The sequence below is a fragment of the Shewanella sp. LC6 genome, assembly GCF_006385735.2.
GTDB classification, from domain to species: Bacteria; Pseudomonadota; Gammaproteobacteria; order Enterobacterales; family Shewanellaceae; genus Shewanella; species Shewanella xiamenensis.
Window position 1 is genome coordinate 4,192,281 of sequence record NZ_CP043902.1, and the last position, 15,733, is coordinate 4,208,013.

Below are 15,733 nucleotides of genomic sequence, written 5' to 3' on the forward strand. Positions count from 1 at the left end.
AGTCACTTGTGCCAAATCCATTAACACGCTTTTTGGTACTGCTGCTCTTGATATGTAGTTGCCTGACATCATCCCATGCGGCAGATGTCAGTGAATTGCCCGTCACACTGCAGGCGCTAATTGAGCGTTCAGGGCGCGATAATCTTATCGACCTAGTGCAGCAAGGCACGGCAAACCAAGGGATAGTGTTTCAATCAGGGAACGATAACAGCGCCTATGTGACGCAAGCGGGTAACGATAACGTATCGCTTGTGACACAGATTGGAACCAATAATGAAGTCCAACTACGACAAGTCGGCACTAAAAATATGGCTTCGATTACCCAGATTGGTAATGACAACCTGGTGCAATTGAACCAGCTAGGAAGCGGCAATTTTTCGATTCAACAGATTGCGGACGGTGCCGCAATCTCAATAACTCAGTATTAAACAGGGAGAGTCACATGAAATCACAAGCAAAAATGTCATTGATTGCATTAGCCATTACTGCGGGATTAAGTGGTAATGCGCTAGCAGCAAGCACAGTCAACGAAATCAGCGTTGAGCAAACAGGCCAAGGTCAAGATACCTTAGTCGCTCAAACTGGTGTCATTAACGCAGCAGCAGTAACCCAAACGGGTAACGACCAAGTTGCCACCGTATTACAAGACGGTGTGTGGCATGAAGCACAAGTCAACTCAACTGGCGATGCTAACAAAGTGACTGTTAGCCAACAAACAGATTGGCACGTAGCCTCTGTTGATGTGGAAGGCAATAATAACGAAGTTGAAGTGACTCAAGACGGCTTCTTCAACCAAAGCAGCAACGATGTCGTGGGCAACGACAACCTTGTTTCAGTTAGCCAATTAGGCGAGCTGAACGAAAGCTATGTTGAAATCACTGGCACAGAAAACAGTGCATTTGTTGAGCAAGAAGGTGATGAAAACCTTGCCGTATTCCGTGTTCAAGGCGACAACAACGACGGTGATATCAAACAATACGGTAACAGCAACCAAGCGGGTCTTATTGCACTCGATCTGACTGCCAACGTGGGTAATAACAACGACGTATCAGTTGAACAAATTGGTAACAATAACTTTGGTGCAGCCAAAGGCATCGCTGGTAACGACAACAGTGTTGATATCTACCAAAAAGGTGATAACCACACTGGCTTTGTTTACGCCTTAGCCGGTAGCGAAAACGATATCAGCATGAAGCAAGAAGGCAGCAATAACATTGCTTACCTCTCTATGACTACGGGTGATGATAACACTATCGACATCGCTCAAGATGGTGATAGCAATACAGTTGGTGATTCTTTAATTGCTGATATTCAAGGTGATGATAATGATATCGCCATCAAGCAAAAAGGCGATAGCAACGGTGCAGAGTTCCAAGTATGGGGCGATAGCAACGACGTTGATTTAAAACAACGTGGTGATGCTAACTTCGCAACCTTTGGCGCTTACGGTACTGACAACGACTTCGACTTATCCTCTAAAGGTGATAACAACGAGCTGGTTGCCTTCGCAACAGGTGAAGACAACAGCATCGAAATCAGTCAAGAAGGTGATGCGAACTTCGCTTATGTGGATGCCGTGGGTAGCGACAACGAAGTGGATGTTGAGCAAGATGGTGATCAAAACGAGACCATCATTAGCGTAACAGGTAACAACGCCGATGTAACTGCACTGCAACACCGTGGCGATCTGAACCTTATCGATTTAATCATCGAAGGTGATGGAAACTCAGCAGAAATCACTCAAGCGGGTAACGGCAACTGGGTCGGTGGTGATAGCGGTAGTTCATTTGCTGCCAACTCATTTGGCGTGAGTGGTGACAACAACAGCCTAATGATCTCCCAAACAGGTAATGACAACTTAGTATTAGGCTCACAAGCGGGTAACAACAACAGCATCAGCGTAACCCAAAATGGTGATATGAACGTTGCGACTGTTGTGCAGTACTAATCTTTAAATATGAGTCGCCTTCAAGTTGAAGGCGACTAAATAAAAACGGGAACATTGATAATGTTCCCGTTTTTATTTGCCTATCACACGCAAAAGTACATCGTTATTCGTCTTATCGTTTGGGTATCACACCACGCACCCGCTCGCTTTCAAACAAGATACCAATCAACAAAGGCTTAACTACAAAACTCAAAATGGGTTTGATAGGTCTGAGCCCATCTTAATAACTCGACACGATTTCGTGACTGGGTTTTACCCGTCATTCCGCACCTAATTTTCGATTTAAAAAACTTGACGGCGATCGGTCATTCTGATCTATTACTCTCTTTTGCAGGTAATTCATCATGGCCGCTCCCGCTATCTCTATCCGTAACCTCGACCACCTTGGTTTGGTCGCTGCACTTTGCCAAGAACTCGGCATTGCTCGCATGATTGATGCGGTGCTACCCAAAACGCCGCCCTACAAAGTCTCACATGGTGAAGCGTTGGTGGCGATGATACTGAACGGTCTTGGCTTTCATAGTTCGACCTTGCACATGTTCCCGCAATTCTTTGCCAACAAGCCTGTAGAACGCCTGATTGGCCCGGGGATCTGTGCCGATGACCTCAATGATGATGTGCTCGGCCGCTGCCTTGATGCCCTCTTTGAGGCCGATGTCAGCACGCTTTATCAGGTGATGGCGGAGCAGGTCGTTGAACGATTGGGGCTCAAAAGTACTGCAGTACACCTCGATATCACCAGCTTCCACGTCGATGGCGCCTATGACCAAGCCGATGGCGAGCAGCTCGGTAAGTTGCAATTGGTACGGGGCTATAGCCGCGACCATCGGCCAGAGCTAAACCAGGTTATCCTGGAGCTTATCTGTGAAAATCAGGCCGGCCTGCCCATCTACATGCAAGCCTTGAGTGGTAATATTAATGATACCAAGGCCTTTGCCCAGACGGTACGGCGCCACTTGAGCAGTCTCAAGGCCGCGCAGGAGAGTCGTTATCTGGTCGGCGATGCGGCGCTGTATTGCGCCGACACCTTGCAACTACTGGCACAACAGCAACAGTTGTTCGTGACTCGTGTGCCTGTCACCCTCAATGAAGCCAAGCGAGCCGTGGCAACCATTGGCACCCAGTCGCTGGTTGCGCTGGGCAATGGCTATCATGGCTGTTGGCAAAGCGCCAATTATGCCGACGTCGCGCAGCGTTGGTTGCTGGTGCGCAGCGAACAGGCCAGCCACCGTGAGCAGCAAACATTAGCCAAAAACCTACTGAAAGACAGCACGCGTGAACTGAAAGCCTTCAACAAATTATGTGCCCAGCGTTTTGCCTGCGAGACCGATGCGCAGGCTGAATTAGCCCGTTTTGCTGTCAGCTTAAATCTGCTGCAACTAGAAGCAGAAGTCGTGAGTGAACCTATCTATGCAGGGCGCGGAAGGCCCCAAAAGGGTGAAATGCCGGTGAACTACCAATTTCACATCAAGGGGTTAGCCGCAAGTAGCTTGGCGCGGGTGGCTGAGGCGCGCAACCAGACAGGGGTGTTCATCCTCGCGACCAATGATCACAGTGAAACGCTCACCATGGCTGAGCTGTTGGCTACCTATAAAGCCCAGCAGAATGTCGAGCGTGGTTTTAGGTTTCTGAAAAGTCCCGAATTTTTAACCTCCTCGTTATATCTTAAAAAACCGGAACGTATCGAAGCGTTGCTGATGGTGATGACCTGTAGCCTGATGATTTATGCGGCGCTGGAGCACCGGATCCGGCAGGGCTTAGTAGAGCAGAACCGGAGTGTGGCGGACATGAAAAAGAAACCCACGCAAAAACCGACTGCGCGGTGGATTTTTTTACGCTTTGGCGGGGTGCACGAGTACCAGTTGGGAGAGGCGCCACCTCAAGTCACAGGACTCACAGTGGACCAGCAGATCATTCTCGACGTGTTAGGCGAACGGTATCGGCAAATTTATTCCTAAATCAGGTGCGGAAAGTCGGTTTTACGGAAAATCGATGAAATATGCGCCTTTACCGTGTGCTCACTGATGCAAAGACGATGGGCAATTTCCTTATTTCTCGCGCCGCTGGAAACGAATTGAATGATGGTTCTTTCTCTAGAGGTAAGAGCTTGCAGCATGGCCACAGTGTCGGCAGGCATATCATGTTGTCCATCCAACTTTTGCACCACGCGACGAAACATCTTACTGAGCAAAGTTCTATCGTACCAAAGCTCATCGGCAACCATTTTACGCAATCCGGTCAACATCAAATCCATACGCTGGTCAGTAAACAGTAGTCCGCGTATGCCAAGCAGCATAGCTGACTCTTGATCTAAGGAATTGCGCTCAACTTGATACAGAGCCACAGGAATATGGGGGACAAGACGAGATGCCAGCAAAGGGATCCCTTTATTATCTAAGGCCGCACCTTTCTGGGCGATTAAACAAAAGCTGCGATGCCCTTTTTCTAAATCTAACTCTAACGCTGAGGCATGTTTAACGATCCGTGTTTTCAATCCGATAGATTCAGCAAGTATCGCTAAATGGCAAGGCGCCGCCACTTGATGTAAAAATACTAACTCATTGATAGTACCCAATTTACTCTTCTCCCTGAAAAGTATTTCATTATCTTTTTATCCGGCTTAATGAAATCTGCCTAAATCTCAGCGTACATCTCATTAACATAGCCCATTTTGACTAGTTACCGTATGAATGCCATCACCCAAATGTACTAATAACCTCTATTTATATGTAGTAAATTCGACTAAGTTCCTAAATAGTATTTAATTGCTAGCAATTAATACTAAATGAGATGGAGATCACATTCATCTTTATACCTTAGTCTATGAAAACATCAATCGAAAGTTTAAACAAAAAATTAACACCTTAAGATGACATTTTTGGGAATAACAATCCCCTTTGAATCTAATTCAAAGGGGATTGGATGTTCTCAGACTACGATTAGGCTTGAGTCAGGAGTTTAGTGATTTGCTTATCCTGCACACGGGATAAACTGAGTAGCGCCACGATGGCCCCAATTAAGGCTAAAAACATATCCGATTGGGTATCCCACACGTAACCTTGTGTGCCTAAGAATGCCTCAGCACCTTCGCCCGTTGCAGCGGCCACCCACCACTCAATAAGCTCATAAAAGGCACTAAACGCGAGCACAAAACAAGTGACCAAAAAAGCGCACCAAGCGCCGGGTTTGACGGCTTGATTGCGTAACATAATCTCACGGGCCAACATGGCAGGAATAAAGCCTTGAGCGAAATGCCCGACCTTGTCGTAATTGTTACGTTCACTACCCATCCATTGGGCAATGGTGTCAAATAATGGCACTTCAGCATAGGTATAGTGCGCACCGACAAACAGCACACAGCAATGTACAAGTACTAAAAAATACACTATTGGGGTTAGCTCAAAGCGTTTGCGGGTAAAAAATAATAGCGGAACCGCCACTAATGCAGGTAAAGCTTCAAGCCACCAAGTGAAAGTATCAGCAGGTTTTATCGCCGACCAGACTAATACTGAGAGGTAAATACCGCACCAAGCGATTTTATTATTCAATGTTTCTTCCTCTTATGCGATATTGTTCTAATTTTAGAATATTAACTTTAGCCATCTAGCCCTCCACAGTGAGCAAAAAAAGTGCTACTTTGATGAGCCAAGGTTGTCAGCATAACATACAAGAACCACTTCAATTAATTAGAGGGTACCCATATCATGGCGAAACATTCGCTTGACAAGGATAAGATCAAAATCCTGTTGTTGGAAGGCGTCCACCAATCTGCGGTAGATGTGTTTGAACGCGCGGGATACACCAATATTGAGTATCACAAAGCCTCGTTAGGTGATGAAGCCCTGCACGAATCCATCAAAGATGCTCATTTTGTTGGTATTCGTTCCCGTACCCAACTCACCGCCGATGTATTAAAACGTGCCGAAAAATTAATTGCGATTGGTTGTTTCTGTATCGGCACTAACCAAGTGGATCTAGCGACCGCCGAATCCCTCGGTATCCCCGTTTTTAACGCACCATTCTCTAATACCCGCAGCGTAGCTGAACTGGTATTAGGCGAAATTATTATGCTGATGCGCGGTATTCCTGAACGTAACGCTATCGCCCATCGTGGTGGTTGGATGAAAACTGCCGCAGGCAGTTACGAAGTCCGTGGCAAAACTTTAGGCGTGATAGGCTATGGCCATATTGGAACTCAGCTGGGGATCCTGGCAGAAACCTTAGGCATGCGTGTGGTGTTCTTCGATATCGAAGACAAATTGCCATTGGGTAATGCCCAGCAAATCCATTCAATGGAGCAATTGCTGGCACAGTCCGATGTAGTAAGCTTGCACGTGCCTGAAACGCCGCAAACCAAAGACATGATAAGTACTGCCGAATTCGCCGCTATGCGTAAAGGCAGCATCTTTATCAACGCTTCCCGCGGTACTGTGGTCGATATCGATGCGCTTACGGTTGCACTCAAAGAGCGTCACCTTGCGGGCGCGGCGATTGACGTTTTCCCCATTGAGCCACAATCGAATGATGATGAATTTATCAGCCCATTACGCGGTTTAGATAATGTGCTACTCACGCCACATGTGGGTGGTAGCACCGCCGAAGCACAGGAAAATATCGGTATCGAAGTGGCAGGCAAATTAGCCAAATACTCAGATAACGGTTCAACCGTATCGGCGGTTAACTTCCCTGAAGTGTCTCTGCCAATGCATAAAGGTACCTCTCGCCTACTGCATATCCACCAAAACCGTCCAGGCGTGCTGATCAAAATCAACAAAGCCTTCTCTGAAAAAGGCATTAACATTGCCGCTCAGTATCTGCAAACCACGGCAGAAATCGGTTATGTGGTAATGGAAGTCGACACCCACCAAGCAGAAGAAGCCTTGGTTGAGCTTAAAGCCATTGAAGGCACACTGCGTACTCGCGTGTTGTTCTAACGCCTAAACCGCTTAGGTTTGCCCCCATCTAAGGCGCACATTTCATTTAAGATATGTGCGCCTTATGCTTTTGAGGCCAGAGGAATTCCGCTACAATCAAGCCTCTTGCATCGCCTTCATTTTCAGGATCTCGCTATGACTATTGCAGTTTCGACACCCAATTGGGATCTGGACGCCTCCACGCCTCCACTTATGCTCGCCAACTTATCCCACCTAGGCCTTATCAAAGTGGTTGGCGAACAGGGCCGCAGTTTTATCCATGGCCAAGTGACCACAGATATCAGCTCACTTGAAGCCAACCAATGGCGCTGGGGCGCACATTGTGATCCTAAGGGAAAGATGCTGGCTAGCTTCCGCACCTTTGCCATCCAAGATGCGCTGTTGATGTTGATGCCAAAGGACACTATTGCAGTGGATCTGCCACAACTGCAAAAATATGCGGTATTTAGTAAAGCGACCCTGACCAATGCCTCTGATGAGTGGACATTACTCGGTGTGGCGGGTGAACAGGCTAAACAATTTGTCAGCCAACACTACGGTGAAGTCACTCAGGAACTCACTCTCATCGAGCATGGCGCCATTTTAAAAGATGCGGATCGATTTATATTGGTTCTACAACCACAAGCCGCAAGTGCCCTCATTGCCGAGCATACAGTATTTGATGCCAGCGCTTGGCAAGCATTAGAAATTGCTGCGGGTTATCCCAATCTAGCGCCAAGCCATGCTAATCAGTACGTACCGCAGATGTGTAACCTACAGGCTATCAACGGGATCAGCTTTAACAAAGGCTGCTACATGGGTCAAGAAACTGTGGCTCGGATGAAATACCGTGGTGGTAACAAGCGTGCGCTCTATATTCTTCAAGGCACCACTTCCTTAAATATCAATTTGGAAACTGGTATCGAGATAGAATTGGAAGACGGTTATCGCAAGGGTGGACAAATCATTGAATTTGTTCAACGTGGTAATCAAGTGCTGCTCAGCGCCGTGCTCGCCAACGATACCGAGAGTGACGCCAAACTGCGTTTCGCTGATGACGAGCAATCTAGCTTACGTATTCAAGCATTGCCCTACTCGCTCGAAGACTAGTTTCTCGCTGATAAGCGAATCGTATTGAAAAAGGCGCCCTAGGCGCCTTTTGCTTTTAATGCTCGAAATAAGTATCTCGAATCGCCACCACCTCGGGCAAGATTTGCTTAAATTCGGCCACCAGCTTAGGGTCAAAGTGTTGCCCTGCTTGGCTTTCGAGTAACTCGAGCGTGGCCTCTATTGTCCAAGGCTCCTTGTAAGGACGGCGCGAAGTCAGCGCGTCAAAGACGTCCGCTATCGCCACAATCCGACCTTCGATCGGAATATTTTCCCCAGACAAGCCATTAGGATAACCCGAACCATCCCATTTCTCATGGTGGGTTAAGGCGATACGCCGCGCCATTTGCAGCAGTGGGTCGCCATGCTCACCAATGATCTCAGCACCAATGGCGGCATGTTGCTGCATGATTTTCCACTCTTCGGCATCGAGCTTACCCGGCTTTTTCAGTACCGCATCGGGCGTGCCGATTTTGCCAATGTCATGCATAGGCGCCGCGTTATACAACAACTCACAGAAGGTGCTCGGTAAACCTAGTTTGATAGCGAGCAGCCGCGCATAATGGCTCATACGCACAACGTGCAGACCCGTTTCGTTGTCTTTGTATTCGGCGGCGCGACCTAAACGGCGAATGATTTCAAAGCGGGTTTCTTCTAACTCTTGGGTACGTTCTTTAACTTGTTGCTCTAGCAAGCGTTTTTGATCGTACAGCGCGAGATGAGTTTTGACTCGCGCCTTCACCACGGGAGCGCTGACTGGTTTGGTAATGTAGTCAACCGCACCTAAGGCAAAGCCCTGTGCTTCATCGGCAACCTCAGATAATGCCGTCACAAAAATCACAGGGATGTGGCAAGTTAAGGGCTCCTGTTTAAGCTGCTTACAGACTTCATAACCATTCATGCCGGGCATCATGACATCGAGTAAAATTAAATCAGGTAGTGTTTTGGCTACAAGGGCTAGCGCCCTTGGTCCATCAATCGCGACTTTGACCTTATAGTCATCACCGAGTATGCCCACCAAAATATCGATATTTTCTGGAGTATCATCGACGACTAATATTGTTGCCTTATCCATCAACACATTCACCTTTCCAGTGGCTTTATCAATGATCAATACTGCGCATAATTGACCGTTTTACGTTAAGTCTACAAGTACTTCATCAATCAACTCGACGGCCTCATCGAATTGATATTGATTAATCATTGTTAGCGCTGGACTCAACTGCTGCCATAACTGCGCACTCACTTGCGGTTTAAGTGCATCCATTTGGGCGACTGCATCGGAATCCGCTTCTTCTAAACTTTGGCGTAATCGCGTTAAGGCCTCAATGAGGGCTTCTGGTGGTAAATGCTCCGCCGTCGGCCCACTAGATTCTTCAAACTCAGGTTTAACTTTTTCAATTGCTTGGCAAATCGATGCCACTAACGTTTGGATTTGGTCCAACTCCGCTTGGAACTCAGTATTTTCACTTAAGTGAAGTTCCAATTGCCGAGCCAATTCCGCAAGCGTTGTGGAACTTAAATTGCCCGCAAGTCCCTTAAGCGTATGGGCCATTCGCACCGCATCCTCACGTTTATTGCTGGCAACGGCCTTGTTGATTTGCTCGACAACATTACGTTGGCTAGTAACAAAACGATCAAAGATCCTTTGGTAAAGGCGCGTGGAGTTTTGCACTAACTGCAAGCCTCTATCAATATCAAGCTCTGGGTGTTCAGGCCATTTCACGACAGAATCAACATCAATATTCACAGGCTTGGGTGAATCATTAATAAGCTCTAGAGGCGGTAACGGTGCACCTAAATATTTTAGGAGGGTTTGATACAGTAAGTTAACCTCTATCGGCTTGGCGATATGATCATTCATTCCCGCTCTTAAACACATTTCCTTGTCGCCAGCCATGGCATTGGCGGTCATTGCTATCACAGGTAACTGTGCTAACTCGGGCCTTTGTCTCAGTGCTTTTGTTGCCTGATAACCATCCATCACTGGCATTTGACAATCCATCAATACCAAATCAAAACTCTGTTGAGCTAACTTATCCAACGCAATTTGGCCGTTGGTGGCAATGGATAAAATAATCCCCACTTGCTCTAAAAATTCGGTCGCCACCTCAAGGTTCATTTCGTTATCTTCGACTAACAGAATACGCTTACCTTTAAGGGGCAATAATAACTCAGGCGCAATACTGTCTTGATGGCGCCTGACGGGTAGGAACCCTGCGCGACCAAGTGCGTTCATAATGCCATCAAGCAATCTTGATGCGCTGATAGGTTTACTGATGTAGCCCGCTAACCCAAGTTGCTCGATTTGGGTCAAGAAATCTTGATTCGCATGGGCTGATACCATCAAGATCCGCGGCGCTTTTTTTGCCCGTTGCAGGATTTGTTTTGCGGTTTCGAGCCCATCAAGATGTGGCATTTTCCAATCAATCAATGCCACAGCATAATCCTGCTGACTGCACCGCATCACCGCCTCGTCGCCAGAACGCACGGTATCCACTTGAAAGCCCATGCTCTCTAGAGTGGTTCGCATAATGTCCCTTGCGGTGGCATTGTCGTCGGCAACTAATACTGGCATACCTTCAAGCTCTTGACCTACGATGAGCTTTTGTCCACTGGAGATGCGCAATTTAACGGTAAAAAAGAAAGTACTGCCATGGCCTTGCTGGCTTTCGACCCCGATACTTCCCCCCATTAATTCAACCAGTTGTTTACAAATCGCCAGCCCTAATCCTGTACCACCATATTTACGGGTAGTAGACGTGTCTGCTTGCGTAAACGACTTAAACAGTTTGGCTTGTTGTTCATGGGTTAACCCAATGCCACTGTCACGCACACTACAACGTAATATGACATCATCGTTTTGCTGCTCGACCAAGCTGAGGGACAGTAATACCTCTCCTCTTTCGGTAAATTTGATCGCATTATTCATTAGGTTGATCAGCACTTGCCCCAACCGCAACGGATCGCCAAGCAGATAACGTGGAACATTGGGTGCGACAGCAAACAGCAATTCAATCTGCTTTTGAGCCGCCCTTTCGGAGAAGATATCGCTCAAATCTTCAAGCATGGTATCGAGTTGAAAAGGCACATTTTCGATATCAAGCTTGCCAGCTTCAATCTTAGAAAAATCAAGGATATCGTTAATGATTGATAATAAAGATTGCGATGCGCGCTCAATTTTTTCGAGATAATTTTTCTGTTTTTTGTCTAGATCAGTCTGTAAGCAAAGTTGCGACATCCCGATAATGGCATTCATTGGCGTGCGGATTTCATGGGACATATTCGCGAGGAAGTCGCCTTTTGCCTTACTGGCGGCATCAGCCTCTTCCTTGGCAACAAGCAATTGTTCTGAAAGCAGTTTTAACTCAGTCATATCGACCATGCTTACCACAGCTGACTCAAATTGGTTCTGGCTGTCCAATAAGCTTGAAACGTTGACTGTCATCCATAAATGCTCACCGGAGGGCAGGGTGAGATCGCGAACACTTTTCAACCAAATTCATGATCGATTTGACGATCACATTTAGCTGTGATCATATACTCCCTTTTTAGGGAGAGCACCATGCACATTGACCACTTCAAAGAACATTTTCAAACGATTATCGACCAACGCCAAGGTGCAAAGGTCACATATTGCCTGTTTGAAGTCCTTTTTGGCTCGCTATGTGCGGTGATTGCAGGCGCGAAAGGCTGGTTTGATATTCGTGAATACATTCTCGGTCATCATGATTGGTTTAAGCGTAATGGCCTCTTTGTGAACGGCATTCCTGTTGATGACACTATTGCTCGCATAATATCGACGATTGAACCAGAGTCGTTTCATGAGTGCTTCATCAACTGGATGTCGTCAGTACATACTCTTACCCAAGGTCAAGTCGTTGCGATCGACGGCAAAACACTTCGAGGCTCATACAATCGCGAAGATAGGTCGAGCACTATCCATATGATCAGTGCTTATGCATCATCAAACAAACTTGTGTTGGGACAGTTAAAAACTGAGCAAAAGAGTAATGAAATAACGGCCATTCCTGAGCTGATAAAGATGCTTGATATCAGGGGAGCCCTAGTCACCATTGATGCAATGGCTTGTCAGACTAGTATAGCCAAAGCCATTGTAGAGCAAGGTGGTGATTACTTGCTTGCAGTAAAGAGCAATCAAGGAAAACTCCGACAAGCGATGGAAAAAGCATTCTCATCTCAGCGAGCCAATGTGGCAGACACTGTCAACCTTGAACAGGGGCATGGACGTATAGAGTCTCGCCAATGCTATGTTTTGGCCAGTACCAACCTTGATGGTGACTTTTCTCGCTGGAAAGGGTTGAAGAACATTATCATGGTTGAAAACTTCCGCTTTGAGAAAGGCAAATCTGTCGAGCTAGAGTACCGTTATTACATCAGTTCCAAAGCGCTTAGTGCAGAGCAAGCTGCGGTAGCAGTCAGAGACCACTGGGGCATAGAGTCAATGCACTGGGTGCTTGATGTCACCATGAATGAAGATGCGTGCCAGATATATAAAGGTCATGGTGCAGAAAATCTGTCTTGCTTACGCCATATGAGTTTGAATATGCTTCGAGCAGAGCCAACCAAGCTAAGCATTGTTGGTAAACAAAAGCGATGCATGATGAGCACAACCATGCTAGAGGAGGTATTAAGCGCTGGTTTTAGTCATGTGGTTAAAATGTAGACACTCATGCGGTCGCCCTGCACCGGAGGGACGAATAAAGCTTCTTTCCCCTCGATAGTGATCAACTTTACCTTCTACAAGTTCCTTAAACTGCGCTTTTGCAACTTCTTTATCCTGTGCACTCAAGACATCAAAAATCGGCGTACTACGTAATTCATTACGGCTCAGCCCCATATCCTCACAGAATTGATCATTACAATCGAGGATAAGTCCTTTGATATCGACATTCACGATACCAATGGTTGCTCCATCAAATAAGGCCTTAAAGTGCGCCTCACTGACCGCAAGTTCTTCTTCAATAGACTTGCGTTCAGTCACATCCATCACATAGCCATTCCAGATAATGGCGCCATCATCGGCATAATGACCACTGGCTCCGGCTTCCATCCAGCGAATGCCACCATTAGGATGACGATAGCGGAACTCGCGGATCCAGCTTAATTTATCGTCACTCATTCCCTCAAGCGCGCGTATAACTTCTGGTCGTTCCTCATCAAAAATCCGCTCAGCAATAATATTAAAGTTACTGAGTAAATCTTCGCGGTGTAAGCCCAACATGTGAAATGCTGCGCCAGAAAGGAAGGTAAAACGGCGATCGCTAGGAGAAACCCAGCGCAATTGATACACAGTACAAGGAATAGACTCAGTGATATTAGTTAATTGCAGCCTTGAGGCTTCAAGCTCGACGATGGCTAACTTACTCTTGGTTATATCGTCAATACTGCCGTCAAACCATAGGGGAAAACCCTCTTCGGTATAACTCGCCTTGCCCTTTTCATGCACCCAACGGATGCTACCGTCACGGTGGCGAATACGATATTCCACCTCAAAGGTTTCCTGCTGCGCGAGGGCTCTATCAATATGCTGATGACACAGCTCGCGATCTTCTTCCAAAATCAATGAAGCAAAGCTGCGTTGACGATTCTCAATAAACTGGCTCGCGGCATAACCGGTAATATCGGCAATATTGTCACTGACATATTCCATCACCCACTCCTCGCCGATGCGAGTGCGGTAGACAGCCCCAGGAATATTAGTCACCAAACCACGGAAGCGAACTTCACTATCACGGATTTTTTGTTCAACCGCTATTTTTTGGGTCATATCACGGATCGATGCGGCCACTTGGCGACGACCATCGAAATCACTCGGTAAAATACTTAAGGCGATTTCGGCAACAAACTCATCCCCATCAGACTTAAGCGCCCGCACATGGCGTGCATTTGCCATCGGCCTATCACGCCCCTCACGTAGAAACTGTAATCTTTCTTTGGCATGGGGACTCCTTAAATCTTCGGGTAGCAAAGCTTCAATTTGTAATCCCAACATAGCTTTTGCGTCATAACCAAACAGCTGCTGACAGCGACTATTGCTAAATACTATTTGGCCACTTTGATCGACAATCAGCATGGCCTCAGGTGCGGCCTCAAGTACCGCGCTAGACCAAGCTGCGGCGGAAAATTGCTCTGTCACATCGGTAAATAGCATCTCCACCGACATTAACTCGCCAGTATCTGACACTAAAGGCTGCATAAAAACATCGAGCCGCCTTGACTGGCCTTTTGAATCGATGAGTTCAACTTGATGTGAAGGGACGTTCTGCCCTTTGAGTGCCAGATCGGTGTATTCCCAGTTTTTCTCATTAAGGGGGTTGGCCGAAAACAATCTTTGATATTTGCGCTTAAGTAATTCGGGCGGTATGCCCAATACTTTGGTCACCCCTTCACTGACCTGTGCAAGTTGTCCGTCAGGATCAAGTGAGCAGTAAAAGGATTTATCGCTCATACCGTCGATCAAGCGAGCGAAGCGGTTACCGCGGGAATCTAAAATAGCTTGCTCACGCTGAGCAAGCAGATCTGCCATTTTGTTAAAGGTTTCACTTAAGGTCACTATCTCGCTAATCGCCCCTTTAGGGATAACCAACTGCTGTGTTTTACCTTGACCGAAAGCCAAAATACCGGATTCAAGGGATTCCAGTGGACGAGTTAACCGTTTAGCGGCGATATAGCAGGTCAATAACAGCAGTAAGGTTAATAAACTTAAGTTGAGGACAACTGAGGAAATATCGTCCAGTAGCGAGGTAAATAACTCCTGCTGTGGCACCATAACAACCACGTGCCATTTTAACTTTGCCACTTCTGCAATGCTGGCAAGATAAACTGTACCAGTATCATCAACAAAACTGGCTTGCCCAGTCAGCCCATCTTCCAGCAAAGCGCCAAATGCATTATTTTTGTGATTTCCTTTATCCAGCCATTCCGAAACTGATGTGGCTAAAACCTTTTCTTTATCCCCATGAAAGATAAGCCGACCTTGCTCATCTAATATCATCAGCCGATTAGGGGCTATCCCTAGTTGCTCAGGTAATCTATCTAAAGCCAAATCAACGGTTGTAACCCCAAAATAATTCGGCTGCACTCCAAAAGGAACCGCATAAGTAATCATTAAAGTATTACCAGCACCCTCGTCGAAATAGGCTTTTGACCAATAACCTTCGACCTTATTGATGGCTTGCGTCCACCAATCCCAAGTCCCATCGGTATAATCGTACCCCTCGGCGCCAATATCTAAATAATGGAAACTATTACCACTGCGGTATACATAGGGAGAGAAAAGTTTTTTATTGAGAAAAGTGCCCGGTTTAAAGGCAACGGCAGAACCATAAAAATCGGGGTTACGCTCGAGGCGATTAGTTAAGACTTTTTGCAGCTTATCAGAATCGTTAATATCATTCTTGTCAGCCAAAAAACCAATAAAATCAGCAAGCCCTTGAGTATTTGTTTGAGCGTGTTCGAGTAATAATTGCAATCGAGAGGCTGAATGTGCCGACTGTTGAGCTAAATGATCGTAAAGCCGCTTTTCAAGGGAAAGATAATTAAACCATGAAGTAATCCCATAAACGGCCGCCATGATAAGAATCAAAGGCAGCGCAATATGGGATAAAATTTTGCTGCGGAAAGTACGAAGTTTACTTTTATCCATGGCGTCGCCTCAAAGCCCCCGTTTTAAGTCCCCCCCTTTTTGGGGTAGCTCTTATAAAGTAAACGAAGAACGCTGTGGCGACAATCTCAAAGTTAA

At 46.6% G+C, this 15,733-nt stretch carries 9 protein-coding genes and 3 pseudogenes; 6 read left to right on the top strand and 6 right to left on the bottom strand.

The window, feature by feature from the left end; translation table 11 throughout:
- Window positions 1-8: 8 nt before the first annotated feature.
- Together FJD32_RS18820 and FJD32_RS18825 are read left to right on the top strand one after the other, a co-directional pair.
- Window positions 9-428 (top strand): curlin, encoded by a 420-nt coding sequence (locus tag FJD32_RS18820; RefSeq protein ID WP_037414543.1) that lies wholly within the window; start codon window positions 9-11, stop codon window positions 426-428.
- A gap of 14 nt (window positions 429-442) precedes the next feature.
- A complete protein-coding gene (locus FJD32_RS18825; protein ID WP_055648263.1) occupies window positions 443-1,948 on the top strand; it encodes a curlin in 1,506 nt (501 codons plus the stop codon).
- A 176-nt stretch (window positions 1,949-2,124) separates the two neighbouring features.
- Here the strand turns inward: FJD32_RS18825 and FJD32_RS18830 are convergent.
- A pseudogene (locus FJD32_RS18830) lies at window positions 2,125-2,202 on the bottom strand (DNA-binding response regulator); the annotation flags it as partial.
- Between the two features lie 90 nt (window positions 2,203-2,292).
- Here FJD32_RS18830 and FJD32_RS18835 point away from each other — a divergent pair.
- Window positions 2,293-3,906: an IS1634-like element ISShes12 family transposase gene (locus tag FJD32_RS18835; RefSeq protein WP_011715680.1), complete on the top strand. Its 1,614-nt coding sequence runs from the start codon at window positions 2,293-2,295 to the stop codon at window positions 3,904-3,906.
- Here FJD32_RS18835 and FJD32_RS18840 read toward each other — a convergent pair.
- Window positions 3,903-4,523 carry a LuxR C-terminal-related transcriptional regulator gene (locus FJD32_RS18840; RefSeq protein ID WP_055648173.1) on the bottom strand — a complete coding sequence of 207 codons (621 nt, stop codon included), beginning with the start codon at window positions 4,521-4,523 and terminating at the stop codon, window positions 3,903-3,905. The genes FJD32_RS18835 and FJD32_RS18840 overlap by 4 nt on opposite strands.
- 364 nt (window positions 4,524-4,887) lie before the next feature.
- Window positions 4,888-5,496: a DUF2238 domain-containing protein gene (locus tag FJD32_RS18845; RefSeq protein WP_055648172.1), complete on the bottom strand. Its 609-nt coding sequence runs from the start codon at window positions 5,494-5,496 to the stop codon at window positions 4,888-4,890.
- Window positions 5,497-5,652: 156 nt separating this feature from the next.
- Between FJD32_RS18845 and serA the strand changes: the two genes are divergently transcribed.
- Window positions 5,653-6,882: a phosphoglycerate dehydrogenase gene (gene serA, locus FJD32_RS18850; protein ID WP_037414534.1), complete on the top strand. Its 1,230-nt coding sequence runs from the start codon at window positions 5,653-5,655 to the stop codon at window positions 6,880-6,882.
- Window positions 6,883-7,017: 135 nt separating this feature from the next.
- Window positions 7,018-7,971: a tRNA-modifying protein YgfZ gene (ygfZ, locus tag FJD32_RS18855; RefSeq protein ID WP_088586096.1), complete on the top strand. Its 954-nt coding sequence runs from the start codon at window positions 7,018-7,020 to the stop codon at window positions 7,969-7,971.
- A 55-nt stretch (window positions 7,972-8,026) separates the two neighbouring features.
- Here ygfZ and FJD32_RS18860 read toward each other — a convergent pair whose 3' ends face one another.
- Entirely contained in the window at window positions 8,027-9,043 is a 1,017-nt protein-coding gene (locus tag FJD32_RS18860) for a two-component system response regulator (protein WP_037414530.1), read from the bottom strand.
- A 60-nt stretch (window positions 9,044-9,103) separates the two neighbouring features.
- Window positions 9,104-11,437 (bottom strand): annotated as a pseudogene (locus FJD32_RS18865) (response regulator); the annotation flags it as partial.
- Between the two features lie 96 nt (window positions 11,438-11,533).
- Here FJD32_RS18865 and FJD32_RS18870 point away from each other — a divergent pair.
- Entirely contained in the window at window positions 11,534-12,655 is a 1,122-nt protein-coding gene (locus tag FJD32_RS18870; RefSeq protein ID WP_088585462.1) for an ISAs1 family transposase, read from the top strand.
- A 9-nt stretch (window positions 12,656-12,664) separates the two neighbouring features.
- Here FJD32_RS18870 and FJD32_RS18875 read toward each other — a convergent pair.
- Window positions 12,665-15,637 (bottom strand): annotated as a pseudogene (locus FJD32_RS18875) (PAS domain S-box protein); the annotation flags it as partial.
- Window positions 15,638-15,733: the final 96 nt, after the last annotated feature.